Source organism: Winogradskya consettensis, assembly GCF_018332715.1.
GTDB classification, from domain to species: domain Bacteria; phylum Actinomycetota; class Actinomycetes; order Mycobacteriales; family Micromonosporaceae; genus Actinoplanes; species Actinoplanes consettensis.
Map to the genome: position 1 here is coordinate 1 of NZ_BOQP01000022.1, position 14180 is coordinate 14180.

General features: G+C 68.6%; 9 protein-coding genes. 4 read left to right on the forward strand and 5 right to left on the reverse strand.

Features of this window, described 5'->3' with window-relative positions; translation table 11 throughout:
• Positions 1-1040: 1040 nt before the first annotated feature.
• The 3 genes from uvrB to rpsA all read right to left on the reverse strand — a co-directional run bounded on the left by uvrB (position 1041) and on the right by rpsA (position 7142).
• Positions 1041-3161 (reverse strand): excinuclease ABC subunit UvrB, encoded by a 2121-nt coding sequence (gene uvrB / locus Aco04nite_RS21340; RefSeq protein WP_212999022.1) that lies wholly within the window; start codon positions 3159-3161, stop codon positions 1041-1043.
• Between the two features lie 368 nt (positions 3162-3529).
• A complete protein-coding gene (coaE, locus tag Aco04nite_RS21345; protein ID WP_212999023.1) occupies positions 3530-4729 on the reverse strand; it encodes a dephospho-CoA kinase in 1200 nt (399 codons plus the stop codon).
• Between the two features lie 901 nt (positions 4730-5630).
• The gene (rpsA, locus tag Aco04nite_RS21350) at positions 5631-7142 is read right to left on the reverse strand and encodes a 30S ribosomal protein S1 (RefSeq protein WP_203834608.1); all 1512 of its coding nucleotides are present in this window, start codon (positions 7140-7142) and stop codon (positions 5631-5633) included.
• A 367-nt stretch (positions 7143-7509) separates the two neighbouring features.
• On the opposite strand from rpsA, the gene Aco04nite_RS21355 reads away from it, so the two are divergent.
• Genes Aco04nite_RS21355 through Aco04nite_RS21365 form a run of 3 tightly spaced genes read left to right on the forward strand, consistent with a single transcriptional unit; the run spans position 7510 to position 8865 of the window.
• Complete coding sequence (locus Aco04nite_RS21355) at positions 7510-8325, forward strand: class I SAM-dependent methyltransferase (RefSeq protein WP_212999024.1); 816 nt, start codon at positions 7510-7512, stop codon at positions 8323-8325.
• A 20-nt stretch (positions 8326-8345) separates the two neighbouring features.
• On the forward strand, positions 8346-8549 hold the full coding sequence (locus tag Aco04nite_RS21360) for a hypervirulence associated TUDOR domain-containing protein (RefSeq protein ID WP_212999025.1): 204 nt from the start codon (positions 8346-8348) through the stop codon (positions 8547-8549).
• Positions 8539-8865, forward strand: a complete 327-nt coding sequence (locus tag Aco04nite_RS21365; RefSeq protein WP_212999026.1) for a DUF3140 domain-containing protein — start codon at positions 8539-8541, stop codon at positions 8863-8865. The genes Aco04nite_RS21360 and Aco04nite_RS21365 overlap by 11 nt, the downstream gene beginning before the upstream one ends.
• A 918-nt stretch (positions 8866-9783) precedes the next feature.
• Here the strand turns inward: Aco04nite_RS21365 and Aco04nite_RS21370 are convergent.
• A complete protein-coding gene (locus Aco04nite_RS21370; RefSeq protein ID WP_438874927.1) occupies positions 9784-10149 on the reverse strand; it encodes an ArsR/SmtB family transcription factor in 366 nt (121 codons plus the stop codon).
• A gap of 375 nt (positions 10150-10524) precedes the next feature.
• Here Aco04nite_RS21370 and Aco04nite_RS21375 point away from each other — a divergent pair, with 375 nt between their 5' ends.
• A complete protein-coding gene (locus tag Aco04nite_RS21375; RefSeq protein WP_212999027.1) occupies positions 10525-11154 on the forward strand; it encodes a hypothetical protein in 630 nt (209 codons plus the stop codon).
• A gap of 294 nt (positions 11155-11448) precedes the next feature.
• Here the strand turns inward: Aco04nite_RS21375 and polA are convergent, their stop codons facing one another.
• Positions 11449-14142: a DNA polymerase I gene (polA, locus tag Aco04nite_RS21380; RefSeq protein WP_212999028.1), complete on the reverse strand. Its 2694-nt coding sequence runs from the start codon at positions 14140-14142 to the stop codon at positions 11449-11451.
• Positions 14143-14180 lie beyond the last annotated feature (38 nt).

Genomic DNA, 14180 nt, shown 5'->3' on the forward strand with positions numbered 1-14180 from the left:
GCAGGCCAAGGACGGCGCGGCGGGCCGGGTGGGTGATCAAGCCGAGGGTGTCCCTGGGGAGCACGGCTTGAGATACCCGTAACGCCGGCGTGACCATCGCTACGGTCGAGAGCAGGTGGCGTATCAGCAGCAAAGTCGCCCTGCGGTAGATCCAGTGGGACGACACCCACGGCATCACGGCAAGCCCCGGAACTACCAGACGTGTCGACCGGCACCACCGCCCCCGATCGAGGTCTCCGCCGTGAGCGGGCAGTTCTACGTCCCGAGCTCGCCTGACGACCCGACGGCGAGTTCTCTGCGCGCCCGCGCAGTCGTGGGAGACAACTAAACCGTGACGGGGACGCCGCCGGCGTTGCCGAAACCTGGCCCGACCGGCGGCGACGAACCCGGGGTCGCGTTCTAGCCCGGAAGGATGAGCAGGGCCCGATGCGGACAACGATGCAGCCTGCAGCAAAGCCTTACTCCCTGCACACACGACGTCAACGCCATGTCGAGGGCGGCCCCGGGCTGGCCAGGGATGCTCTCAGAACGAAGCGGCCGGCGCACAACGGGACGAGGCGGGATCGCTGGCGCAGAACGGGACGACGCGGGACACAGCTCCGGGCGCACGGAACTCAGGCGGCCAGAAACAAGCCCGGCCGGACCGGGCAAATCAAGAACGAACCCGACTCAGCCCTTAGGCGGGCCAGAAGTGAGTTCAGCCTTCAGCCCTAGCTGCCAGAAGCCAGGCCCCGCGCTCCGCGCCACCCCAGACCACCTGCCAGGGTTCAGCTGAGCCCCAGCCGAAGCTGACGCGAGTCAGCTGAGCCCCCAGCCCAAGCTGACACGCGTCAGCTGAGCCCCCAGCCCAAGCTGACACGCGTCAGTCGAGCCCCAGCCCAAGCGGGCCAGGAGTCAACTGATTCTCGGCTTTGCGGATCAGGACTGAACTGGCTCAGGCCTACGGGTCGTGCCGCGCGGAGCGCGGATGCCCCCAGCAAGCAGGTGCAAGCCTGCGAGGAAGCGCAAGAGCCAGGGCAGACCGCGGGGGCAAGCGGGGGTCAGCGGACGCCGGCGACGTCCATGCCTCGGAGTTCCTTCTTGAGTTCGGAGACTTCGTCGCGGATGCGGGCGGCGAGTTCGAATTGGAGTTCTCGGGCGGCGCCGAGCATTTGGTCGTTGAGGTCCTGGATCAGTTGGGCCAGCTCGGCGCGGGCCATGCCTTCTCGGGCGGGGGTGCCGGCGGAGGCTCGGGACTTGGAGCGGGTTTCGGGGACGGGGCCCTTGCCTCGGGAGATCTGGCGGCCGCCGCCGCCGACCACGTTGCCGGTGAGGGCTGTGTCGGTGTCCTCGGCTTCTCGGTAGATGTCGTCGAGGATGTCGTGGATCTTTTTGCGGAGGGGCTCGGGGCTGATGCCGTGGGCCTTGTTGTGGGCGATCTGCTTGTCGCGGCGGCGGTCGGTTTCCTCGATGGCGCTGCGCATGGACGGGGTCATCTTGTCGGCGTACATATGGACTTCGCCGGAGACGTTGCGGGCTGCGCGGCCGATCGTCTGGATGAGGGAGCGGCCGCTGCGCAGGAAGCCCTCCTTGTCGGCGTCGAGGATCGCGACCAGGGAGACCTCGGGGAGGTCGAGGCCCTCGCGGAGCAGGTTGATGCCGACCAGGACGTCGTAGTCGCCCTTGCGGAGCTCCTTGAGCAGCTCGACGCGGCGCAGGGTGTCGACCTCCGAGTGCAGGTAGCGCACGCGGATGCCGTTCTCGAGGAGGTAGTCGGTGAGGTCCTCGGACATCTTCTTGGTGAGGGTGGTGACCAGGACGCGCTCGTCGCGGGCGGTGCGCTGGTTGATCTCGTGCATCAGGTCGTCGATCTGGCCCTTGGTGGGCTTGACCACGACCTGGGGGTCGACCAGGCCGGTGGGCCGGATGACCTGCTCGACATATTCGCCCTCGGCCTGACCGAGCTCCCACGGGCCGGGGGTCGCGGACAGGAACACCATCTGGCCGACCCGCTCGAGGAACTCGTCGAATCGCAGCGGCCGGTTGTCGGCGGCGCTGGGCAGGCGGAAACCGTGCTCGATGAGGATGCGCTTGCGGGAGGCGTCGCCCTCATACATCCCGCCGATCTGCGGGATCGTCACGTGGGACTCGTCGATGACGGTGACGAAGTCGTCGGGGAAGTAGTCGAGCAGCGTGTAGGCGGGGTCGCCGGGGTTGCGGCCGTCCATGTGCATCGAGTAGTTCTCGATGCCGTTGCAGAAGCCGACCTGGCGCATCATCTCGATGTCGTAGGTGGTGCGCATCCGCAGCCGCTGGGCCTCGAGCAGCTTGCCCTGCCGCTCGAACTCGGCCAGCCGCTCGGCCAGCTCGACCTCGATCTGGCCGATGGCGCGCTCCATGCGCTCGGGACCGGCCGCGTAGTGGGTCGCCGGGAAGATCACCAGCTGGTCCACCTCGCGGACGACCTCACCGGTGAGCGGGTGCAGGTAGTAGAGCTTCTCGACCTCGTCACCGAACATCTCGATGCGGATCGCGAGCTCTTCGTACGCAGGGATGATCTCCAGGGTGTCGCCCCGGACCCGGAACGTGCCCCGCTGGAAGGCCATGTCGTTGCGCGAATACTGGATGTCGACCAGGCGCCGCAGCATCTTGTCGCGGTCGATCTCCTCGCCGACCTTCAGCTTGACGGCACGCTCGATGTATTCCTGCGGGGTGCCCAGACCGTAGATCGCCGAGACGGTCGCGACCACGATCACGTCGCGCCGGGTGAGCAGCGACATCGTGGCCGAGTGCCGCAGCCGCTCGACCTCCTCGTTGACCGACGAGTCCTTCTCGATGTAGGTGTCGGTCTGGGCGATATACGCCTCGGGCTGGTAGTAGTCGTAGTAGCTGACGAAGTATTCGACGGCGTTGTGCGGCATGAGCTCGCGGAACTCCTTGGCGAGCTGCGCGCACAGCGTCTTGTTGGGCGCGAGCACGAGAGCGGGCCGCTGCAGCTTCTCGATGAGCCACGCGGTGGTCGCGCTCTTGCCGGTGCCGGTAGCGCCGAGCAGGACCGTGTTGCGATCGCCGCGGCGCACCCGGCGCTCCAGCTCGGCAATGGCCGCGGGCTGGTCACCGGCCGGCTGATAGTCGCTGACGACCTGGAAAGTGCCGTCGAGTCGTGGGATGTCGAGCGCCATGGGACCTACCGTACGTCGGGGGTACGACAAGTTTTGCCGGGCCGGTCCGGGGCGTGTGCGATGAGTGCGTATTCGCCCCCGCCACCAGGCGTTGTCCGGCTCTCGGCGGCGGACCTACGCTGGTTGCGTAGGTCGCTCGCGGCGACCGCCCGGCCGGTCCGGTGCCACAGATCGGCGCCACGGCCGGGACCGGGATCGCTGCCCCGGCGCACGGCCGGCAGGCGCGTCCCGCAAGGTCGCGCTCTCCAGCGCCGACCGGCCGCCGCGAGCGCCCCTACCTCCAAGCACGGCCGACCCCAAGCACGGCCGACCCCAAGCACAGCGAGCTTCGAGAACAGTCGGAAGACAGCCGGGAGACAGCCGGGAGATCAGGGACGCCAGCCCGTGGCCTCAGCCCACTCGTACGCCGCAGCCGCCTCGGCGTCGAACCACGGCTCCTTGGCCCCGGCGTAGCCCTCGGTGGTGTCGTGCTCCGCGACCCAGCGTTCCTTCGCCGCGGCATATCCGTCGCGCGCCGCCGGCACAGCGCGCAGGTGATCCCGCATCAGGAGGGCGAAACGCCAGCCCGGGGACCCCTCAACGCGTACGTGGAGATTGACGGGACGGCCGGGATCAGCGTTGCCATGCAGGCGCTTGGGCCAGGTTTCGCCGGGATTGCCCCGGGCGTTGTCGCGCCACTCTCCCTCGCGCCGTGGCAGGCCCGCGGCACTGAGCGAGGCCGACAGCCTGTCGGCCTCGTCGAGGGTGGGAACGGTCAGCATCAGGTCGATCACGTCTTTCGCAGGCAGCCCGGGGACCGACGTCGAGCCGATGTGCGAGACGTCCGCCGCCCCGCCGAGGACCGGCCTGAGTGCATGGTCGATCCGGGCGATGATCCGGGCCGCCTGCGCCGGCCAGGTCAGATCCGGGGCCACGACGTGCAAGATCCCGTCGGTGGCGGCACGCTTACCGAGACGAAGATTATGTTCGTACGCCGTGAGCCGCTCACGCCATACCAGATCCACCCGCTCCTGAAGCAGGCCGAGCGACCCGTTGTTGTCGATGATCACGTCCGCCGCGGCACGGCGCTCGTCGTCACCGGCCTGCGCGGCGATGCGGGCAGCGGCATGCTCCTCGCTCATCCCGCGGGTCCCGGCCAGCCGGGCGATCCGGGTCTGAGGTGCGGATTCAACGACGATGACCAGGTGGTACGTCGGGGCGAGCCCGGTTTCCACCAGCAGCGGAACGTCGTTGACCACGATGGCACCAGGGTCGGCTCCGGCGGCCCGGGTGACGAGTTCAGCGGTGCGGGCTCGTACCCGAGGGTGAATGATCTTCTCGAGCCGGCGCCGAGCCTGCTCGTCCCCGAACACCCGCGCGCCGAGCGCGGGCCGGTCAAGCTCCCCGTCGGCGCCCACGATCCCGGGGTCGAACGCCTCGACCACCGCGGCCAGCCCCTCGGTGCCCCCGGCAACGACCTCCCGGGCCAGCTTGTCGGCGTCGACGATCACCGCCCCGAGCTGCGCGAGCCGCCGGGCAACGGCACTCTTGCCGGCCCCGATTCCACCGGTCAACCCCACCATGAGCACCCGGCAATTATCGCCCATCGCCCCAGGAACAACACCCGTGGCGCCCGCTCCACCATCGCCGGCCCGCTCACCGCCGCCCGCCTCGGGGTGGGGGCGCCCCGCCCGCTCACCGCCGCCCGCCTCGGGGTGGGGGCGCCCCGCCCGCTCACCGCTACCCGCCTCTGAGTGGGGGCGCCCCGCCCGCTCACCGCCGCCCGCCTCTGAGTGGGGGCGCCCGGCCCGCTCACCGCTACCCACACACCGGGGCCGCGCAAGGACACGAAGAAGCCGCCCAAACACCGGGGCCGCGCAAGGACACGAAGAAGCCGCCCAAACACCGGGGCCGCGCAAGGACACGAAAAAGCCGCCCAAACACCGGGGCCGCGCAAGGACACGAAAAAGCCGCCTGTCCGGCACCGTGAGGTGCCGGACAGGCGGCTTCTCGACCAACGAAACCATCCCGCGGTCCGAACGAGCCGGACGCGGAGCAGAGCCGAACACAAACCTGAGCGGATCCGGGCCGAACCGCGACGAGCGGGAAGGCTGAGCGGAAGACCGGGGCCGGACCGAGACGATCGATGATCCCACCAGGCGTCCCTGGCCCAGCCAGGCGTCCCTGGCCGCATCACCTACCGAACCTCGATCGAACGAACCCACCTCGACCGCACTGCCGCACCTCGCCGGAGCGACGTCAACCCGAACAACACCCAGAGCCGAACAAAGCCAGCCAATCAAGCCAGCCGAATCAAGCCAGCCAAATCAAACTCAGCCGGAGCAAAGCCGACCGGAGCAAGACCCGCCGCACCGAGCGCGACTACCACTTCCGACCGGGCGGACCCGGGTGGAGGCGGTGGTGATCCGGGTCCCGCTCCCTGGCTCGGAGGCCGGGGAGCGGGGTTGCCGGGTCAGTCGCGCGGGGTGACTACTTGCCGCCGGCGAGCTTCTCGCGCAGAGCGGCGAGGGCCTCGTCGGTGGCCAGCGTGCCGGCCGGCTCCTCGTTGGAGCGCGCCGGGGCGGACGAGCTCGTGGAGGAGGTGGAGGAGGTCGACGACGAGGTGGTGACGGCACCGACAGGCTGCGGGTTGAGCGCGGCCTCGGCGTCGGCGTCGCGGGATGCCTGCACCTGCTTGGTGTGGGCCTCCCAGCGCTCGCGGGCGTCGGCGTACTGCTTCTCCCACGTTTCGCGCTGCTTGTCGAAGCCCTCGAGCCACTCGCCCGTCTCGGGGTCGAAGCCCTCCGGGTAGATGTAGTTGCCCTCGTTGTCGTACGTGGCGGCCATGCCGTAGAGGGTGGGGTCGAAGTGCTCCTCGCCCTCGACGAAGCCCTCGTTGGCCTGCTTGAGCGACAGCGAGATGCGGCGACGCTCGAGGTCGATGTCGATGACCTTGACCAGCACGTCCGAACCGACCTGGACGACTTGCTCGGGCAGCTCGACGTGACGCTCGGCCAGCTCGGAGATGTGCACCAGGCCCTCGATGCCGTCGTCCACGCGGACGAAGGCGCCGAACGGAACCAGCTTGGTGACCTTGCCCGGCACGATCTGGTTGATCGCGTGGGTCCGGGCGAACTGGCGCCACGGGTCTTCCTGGGTCGCCTTCAGCGACAGCGAGACGCGCTCGCGGTCCAGGTCGACGTCGAGCACCTCGACCTCGACCTCCTGGCCGACCTCGACAACCTCGGAGGGGTGGTCGATGTGCTTCCAGGAGAGCTCGGAGACGTGCACGAGGCCGTCCACGCCACCCAGGTCCACGAAGGCACCGAAGTTGACGATGGAGGACACGACGCCCTTGCGGACCTGGCCCTTCTGCAGCTTGTTGAGGAACTCGGTGCGAACCTCGGACTGCGTCTGCTCCAGCCACGCGCGGCGGGAGAGGACCACGTTGTTGCGGTTCTTGTCGAGCTCGATGATCTTCGCTTCGAGCTCGCGGCCGACGTACGGCTGCAGATCACGCACGCGGCGCATCTCGACCAGCGAAGCCGGCAGGAAGCCACGGAGGCCGATGTCGAGGATGAGTCCACCCTTGACGACCTCGATGACGGAACCACGGACGACGCCGTCGTCTTCCTTGATCTTCTCGATGGTGCCCCAAGCGCGCTCGTACTGCGCGCGCTTCTTCGAGAGGATCAGGCGACCTTCCTTGTCCTCCTTGGTGAGGACGAGGGCTTCGATGTGGTCACCGACCGACACCACTTCCGCGGGGTCCACGTCGTGCTTGATCGACAACTCGCGCGAGGGGATGACGCCCTCGGTCTTGTAGCCGATGTCGAGCAGGACCTCGTCCCGATCGACCTTGACGACGGTGCCTTCGACAATATCGCCGTCGTTGAAGTACTTGATGGTCTCGTCGATGGCTGCGAGGAAAGCTTCCTCCGAGCCAAGATCGTCGACGGTGACCCTGTTGGCGCTCGAGGTGGCCTCGATGCTGCTCGTCATGTGGACTGTTGCTCCGAACGGATGGTTTCGTGGTGTCTCTTGCGCGCCGCGGAACTGCCGACGGGCACAGCACGAACATCCGGTGATCAAAGAAGCTTCTAGCTCGGGAAGCTTCATGATCAAGCGAGCAGGATCATGCTGGGACCGACGACTTGCGGAACCTGCTCCCTGCCGAGGCACACGATTCCGCGAGCGCATCGACTAGCTTACCGTGCGCATTACCACAGGTTGCAAGCCCTCCTGAGTACCGAGGCATATTGATCCCGTAAAACCCGCCATCACGGGCGTTATGTGCCATTTTCGACGTCCCGCGCGCCGGATGACCGTGCCGAAACCGTTGCACGAGCTCTGCCCGTACGGTGGCTGAGTGATCGAAGACCAGCCCCCCACCCGGGCCGCCACGCTCCGCCGCCCGGTGACCGACGACGAAAGCCGCGTCGCCAGCCGGCACTGGTGGGACCTCGACGCGGACGACTACCAGGAGGAGCACGGAGCCTTCCTGGGCGACGTCGATTTCATCTGGTGCCCCGAAGGCCTCCGCGAGGCCGACGTGAGACTGCTCGGTGAGGTCCGCGGCAAGCGCGTCCTGGAGCTCGGCTGCGGCGCGGCGTCCGCGGCCCGCTGGCTCGACGGCCAGGGCGCCGACGTGGTCGCGATGGACCTGAGTGCCGGCATGCTGCGCCAGGCCCAGCAGGCCGCAGACCGTTCGGGTGTACGCGTACCGCTCGTCCAGGCCGACGCCCTCGCCCTCCCCTTCGCCACCGACTCGTTCGACACCGTCTGCACGGCCTTCGGCGCGATCCCGTTCGTCGCGGACTCCGGAGCGCTCATGAAGGAGGCAGCGCGGGTCCTGCGCCCCGGCGGCACCTGGGTCTTCTCGATCACCCACCCGATGCGCTGGGTCTTCCTCGACGAACCGGGCAAGGAGGGACTGCTGGCGGTCCACCCCTACTTCGATCGCCGGCCCTACGTGGAACAGGACGAGGACGGCGTACCCACATATGTGGAGCAGCACCGCACCCTGGGCGACCGGGTCCGGGAGGTCGTGGAAGCGGGATTTGTCCTCAAAGACCTGATCGAGCCGGAATGGCCGGCCGGTCACGACCAGATCTGGGGCCAGTGGAGCCCCCTGCGCGGCCGCCTCTTCCCCGGCACCGCGATCTTCGTCTGTTACCTGCCCTGATCCGCGGGTATTCGCAGGTCATGAGCCCACGCAAAGGTGACAAGGTTTCCTGGAGCAGCCACGGCCACGAGGTCCACGGCACGGTCGAGAAGAAGATCACGACCGAGACCGAGGACTCCGGCCGCACGGTGAAAGCCTCCCCGGACGAGCCCCAATTCAAGGTCAAGAGCGCCAAGACCGGGGCCACAGCGGTCCACAAGCCGGGAGCCCTGCATGCCGAGTGACACGTACGCCGATTTCCGCTCGGCGGTGAACATGACCCCCGCCGAGCTGGACAAATGGCTGGCCACCGACGAGTCCCATTCCGTCGGCCAGAAGGGGCCGGCGGGCGGCGAGTCCGTCGGCCACGACAGCGGGCGGAAAATCGTCAAACTGCTGCACACGAAAAAGGCCGACCTCACGGACACCGACACGGCCCATATGGCGAAGGTGGTGGGTTACGTCCACCGCCACCTGGCACAACGGCCATCGGGAGACATCGAGGAGAGCAACTGGCGATACTCACTGATGAACTGGGGCCACGATCCCCTCAAGAAATAACATTTGGGTACGCGGTGAGCGCGCCCGCCGTCACCTGAGTCCCGGGCCACTCGGCTGAGGTAAGCCATCCGGATGAATCAGCCGGGCGAGGCTGGATCGTGATCCACGGGTGGTTGCTCCGGACAACACCAGCGTTCGCCGGGCGCCCGGTCGGCCCGGGACAACCCGGCTCCTGCCATGTCTCGCCACGGGCCCCCGGCCTCCATCAGCGTCTCGCTCCCGGCGCGCATCCGCTCTCCCGAGCGCGCATCGCCGCCCAAGCGCGCATCGCCGCCCAAGCGCGCATCGCCCTTTCAAGCGCGCACCGCGGTTAAAGCGCGCGCCGCTGCCCAAGCGCGCAGCGCGGTTAAAGCACGCCACTGCCCCAGCGCGCCACTGCCCAAGCGCGCGCCACTGCCCAAGCGCGCGCCACTGCCCAAGCGCGCGCCACTGCCCAAGCGCGCATCGCGGACGCCCCGACCTACCGCATCGGTCTTCGGCCTCGCGTCAAATGGGGCGAGGCCTGCTCCACCTCGCGGCATCGGGTATGAGGCCCACCGGCATCCCTGGCGGTGTGAGGGGCCGCCGGCATCGCGGCAGGCGCATGGGGCCCACCCACTCGCGGCCAGACGCATTCAGCCGACTCACTCACAGTGGTGGCCTCCAGCGCGATGGCGCCCGTCGCCCCGGACACCTCCCGCGCGGACAGGCATGATGCCTGCCCCACCTCGCTGCGGACACATGAACCCGCCCGCCCACGGCGGCGGCATGGGCATGAGGCGCCGCCCACCTCGCGGCAGGCGCATCGAGCCCACCCACCCCGGGGTGGTTCAGGGTCGGTTTGAGCTTGTCGACGGCAGGGTGCTGCGGAACGGCATGAGGCCCGCAAGCTGATGCACGGTTGGCGGGCTCAGGCGGGGAGTGGCGGGGCTGGGTGGGTCAGCTGGTGGCGGCGGTGGAGGTTATGTCGAGGAGGCCGGTCAGGAGGACGAGGGCGGCTGGGACGAGGCGGTAGTAGACCCAGGTGCCGCGGCGGTCGCTGTCGACCAGGCCTGCTTCTCGGAGGACTTTGAGGTGGTGGGAGATCGTGGGGCCGGTGAGTTTGAAGGAGCCGGTCAGGTCGCAGACGCAGACCTCGCCGCCGCCGGCGGAGGCGATCATGGAGAGGAGCCGGAGCCGGACCGGGTCGCCCAGAGCCTTGAACATCGGAGCGAAGGCGCTCGCCTGGTCGGCTTCGAGCGGGCGGCGAACCACCGGTGCCCACGCCGCCGACAGCGATGTCATCTCGATGGAAGTGCTTGGCATCAGCCCACCCTTGCAGAGCAAGGCAAATCGTTCTCACAAGAACCTGACAATTCGCTGCGCACCGCGAGACTACTGATGCGTAGCGCCAGAATGCATTATCGAGAAACGCGTCCAGCACCATCATGACCGTCACCCGAAGACCAAGTATTCCGAGGTGGACGGGGGTGTGGCGACCCGAGATGGATAATGCGGCGGCACGGTTGAATCGAGAACGAAAAGATCGACGTGTATACCCGAAAGTCCCACCAGCCGAACTCCCGGCTCGGTTCGGGTCCACTGGGGAGCATGCTCGGGATCCGCGCCGGCCGTGGCTCTCCGGGTATTGTCCGGGGCAACCCCGATGTGTCCGGAGCGAGCGCCCGGCAGGCTCTGCCCATGCCTCGCACCGTCAGGTTCTGCGCGCTCACCGCCCCCGCTCTCATGCTGGTCTACGGCCTGCTGAGGGTGATCGACGGGATGGACGGCAACCGGCACAACGGCCCCGCCTGGGATGTCGGCCATGGCGCCTTCTTCCTGGCGATCGTCCTGTTCGCCGTTCTCGCCGTGACCCTGCGGACCGCCGTGACCCCACGGACCGCCGTGACCCCACGGACCGCCGTGACCCCACGGACCGCCGTGACCCTGAGGACCGCCGTTCCTGGGGCGCGGATCGTCGACGACGTGGCCGTCGTGGCCGCCCTGGCCGGCGCGGTCTGCTTCGAATGGGTGATTCTCGGCGACCTGTTCGAGGGATTCCACGAGTCGGCACCATTGCCGGACGTCCTGCAGGTGCCAGGCCCGGCGCTGTTCGAGATCGGCCTGCTGGTACTGCTCGTCCGGCTGGTGCGGCTGCGGCGGTTGCCGGCCTGGGCACCGCTCGCTGTTCTGGCCGGCTTCGCCGCGATCGCCCTCAACCTGGACCTGCTCCCGCTCGGAGCGATCCTGGTCGGCCTTGGGCTGCTGCCCCTCGCACTGTCCGATCTCGAACGGTCTGACGAGCCCGCAGGACAACCAGCGGGAACGTAAGGACACTTCCCTGGGACGGCCTGACAGCGGATCGCCCCGACGCAGGCCGGCGCCCCAAGAGCGATCCGACGCAGGCAGGCGCCCCAGAGCAATCCGACGCAGGCAGGCCGGGCCGGGCCGGAGCAATCCGACGCAGGCAGGCCGGGCCGGGCCGGAGCAATCCGACGCAGGCAGGCCGGGCCGGGCCGGAGCAATCCGACGCGGATCAGAGGGCCGGAGCGATCCGGGCCGGAGCGATTCGGCTGCCCGGAGCGGTCCGCTGTCAGGCCTGCGGCCGGAGCGATCCGACGCGGATCAGTGGTCGGCGCCGTTCCAGTCCTTGCCGAGGCCGACGGAGACCTCGAGGGGGACGGAGAGGGGGTAGGCGGCGCCCATTTCGTGGCGGACCAGGGTTTCGAGGGCTTCTCGTTCGCCGGGGGCTACGTCGAAGACAAGTTCGTCGTGGACCTGGAGGAGCATGCGGCTTTCGAGGCCTGCTTCGCGCAGGGCGCGGTCGACGTGGAGCATGGCGAGTTTGATGATGTCGGCGGCGGAGCCCTGGATGGGGGCGTTGAGGGCCATGCGTTCGGCCATCTCGCGGCGCTGGCGGTTGTCGCTGCTCAGGTCGGGGAGGTAGCGGCGGCGGCCGAGGATCGTGGCGGTGTAGCCGTCCTGGACTGCGCGGCGGACGACTGTCTGGAGGTAGTCGCGGACGCCGCCGAAGCGTTCGAAGTATTCGTTCATCAGGCCACGGGCTTCTTCCGTGGTGATGGTGAGCTGGTTGGAGAGGCCGAAGGCGCTCAGACCGTACGCGAGGCCGTAGTTCATTGCCTTGATCTTGCGGCGCTGGTCGGGGACGACCTCCTCGACCGGGACGTGGAAGACCGAGGAGGCCGTGGCGGCGTGGAAGTCGGCGCCGGAGTTGAAGGCCGCGATGAGGGCCTCGTCGCCGGAGAGGTGGGCCATGATGCGCATCTCGATCTGGCTGTAGTCGGCGGTGAGCAGCGACTCGTAGCCGTTGCCGACGACGAAGGCGCGGCGGATGCGGCGGCCCTCCTCGGTGCGGATCGGGATGTTCTGCAGGTTGGGGTCGGTGGAGGAGAGCCGGCCCGTGGCTGCCACGGTCTGGTTGAACGTGGTGTGGATGCGGCCGTCGTCGGAGACCGATTTGAGCAGGCCGTCCACGGTGGATTTGAGCTTGGCGACGTCGCGGTGGCGCAGCAGGTGGGTCAGCAGCGGGTCGCCGGTCTGGACGTGCAGGCTCTGCAGGGCGTCGGCGTCGGTGGTGTAGCCGGACTTGATCTTCTTGGTCTTGGGCAGGTCGCGCTCGACGAAGAGGATCTCCTGCAGCTGCTTGGGCGAGCCGAGGTTGAACTCGCGTCCGACCACCTCGTGCGCGGCCTGCTGGGCCAGTTTCACCTCGGCGGCGAAGCTGGACTCGAGCTCGTGCAGGTAGTCGATGTCGGCGGCGATGCCGATGCGCTCCATCTCGCCGAGCACGACCTCGAGGGGCTGCTCGACCTCGGCGAGGATGCGCTGGGAGGCACCGTCGTCGCGGGAGAGCTCCTCGGTGATGGTGTCGGCCAGGTCGAGGGTGGCGCGGGCCCGGAGCATGACGTTCTGCTCGGCGGAGTCCTCCTCGCCGGGCGGGTCGAGCAGGGTGAGCTGGCCGTTGTCGGGGGCGTCGACGCGCAGCTCGCGTTTGAGGTAGCGCAGGGCCAGGTCGGTCAGGTCGTAGGCCCGCTGGTCGGGTTTGGCCAGGTAGGCGGCGAGGGCGGTGTCGACCCGCACGCCCTGCAGGGTCCACCCGTGCGACTGGAACGCCAGCATGGCGGGCTTGGCGTCGTGGATGACCTTCGGCCGGGCGGGGTCGGCGAGCCAGGCGGCGACCGCGCCCTCGTCGGTCTCGTCGAGCTCCGCGGGGTCGAACCAGGCGGCCGGGCCGTCGCCGGTGGCGACCGCGATGCCGCTGAGCGACCCGGTGCCACGCCCGAAGGTGCCGGTGACCGCGACGCCGACCGGGGCGCTCCCGGCGTGCTGGGTGAGCCAGCCGGTGACCTCGCCGGCGCGCAGGACGGTGCCTGCCAGGTCGAAGCCGGACTCGGCCTCGGGCTCGACCGCGTCCAGATACGAATAGAGTCGCTCGCGCAGCACCCGGAACTCGAGCGCGTCGAAGACCTGGTGCACCGCCTCGCGGTCCCAGCCCTGCCACTTCACGTCCTGCGGGCCGACGGGCAGCTCCAGGTCGCAGACGAGCTTGTTGAGGTCGTAGTTGCGCATGACCTGCGACAGGTGGGCGCGCAGGCTGTCTCCGACCTTGCCCTTGATCTCGTCGACGCGGGCGATGACGCCGTCGAGGCCGCCGTACTGATTGATCCATTTCGCGGCGGTCTTGTCGCCGACGCCCGGCACACCCAGCAGGTTGTCGCTGGAGTCGCCGACCAGCGCGGCCTTGTCGCGGTAGCGGTTCGGGGGGACGCCGTATTTCGTCTCGATGGCCTCGGGCGTCATCCGCCAGACCTCGGACACGCCGCGCACCGGGTAGAGGATGGTGACCTTCTCGCCGGAGAGCTGGAACGAGTCGCGGTCGCCGGTCGAGACGATGACGTCGAAGCCCTGCTCGAGGGCCTGGGTGGTGAGCGTGCCGATGATGTCGTCGGCCTCGTAACCGGGCTTCTCGACCACTTGGATGCGCAGTGCCTCCAGTACCTCCTTGATCAGGCTGACCTGGCCGAGGAAGGGCTTGGGGGTCTCCGACCGGCCCGCTTTGTATTCCGGGAACAGCTCGGTGCGGAACGTCTGCCGGGCCACGTCGAAGGCGACCACGATGTGGGTCGGCTTCTCGTCGCGGAGCATGTTGATCAGCATCGAGGTGAATCCGAACACTGCGTTCGTCGCCTGACCCGTCTGGGTGGAGAAATTCTCCACGGGCAGGGCGAAAAAGGCTCGGTAGGCCAGCGAGTGGCCGTCGAGCAGCAGCAAGCGGGGGGTCTGGGCGTCGTCGCTCACGTCGGTGAACTCTAGTCGGGGGGTACGACATCAATAAG

What these genes read in the sequence shown, in the direction of transcription:
- Aco04nite_RS21375 (WP_212999027.1), top strand. Translation starts at nt 10,525, where the DNA reads ATGCCTCGCACCGTCAGGTTCTGCGCGCTCACCGCCCCCGCTCTCATG.
- rpsA (WP_203834608.1), bottom strand. Translation starts at nt 7,142, where the DNA reads ATGACGAGCAGCATCGAGGCCACCTCGAGCGCCAACAGGGTCACCGTC.
- Aco04nite_RS21365 (WP_212999026.1), top strand. Translation starts at nt 8,539, where the DNA reads ATGCCGAGTGACACGTACGCCGATTTCCGCTCGGCGGTGAACATGACC.
- uvrB (WP_212999022.1), bottom strand. Translation starts at nt 3,161, where the DNA reads ATGGCGCTCGACATCCCACGACTCGACGGCACTTTCCAGGTCGTCAGC.
- Aco04nite_RS21360 (WP_212999025.1), top strand. Translation starts at nt 8,346, where the DNA reads ATGAGCCCACGCAAAGGTGACAAGGTTTCCTGGAGCAGCCACGGCCAC.
- Aco04nite_RS21370 (WP_438874927.1), bottom strand. Translation starts at nt 10,149, where the DNA reads ATGCCAAGCACTTCCATCGAGATGACATCGCTGTCGGCGGCGTGGGCA.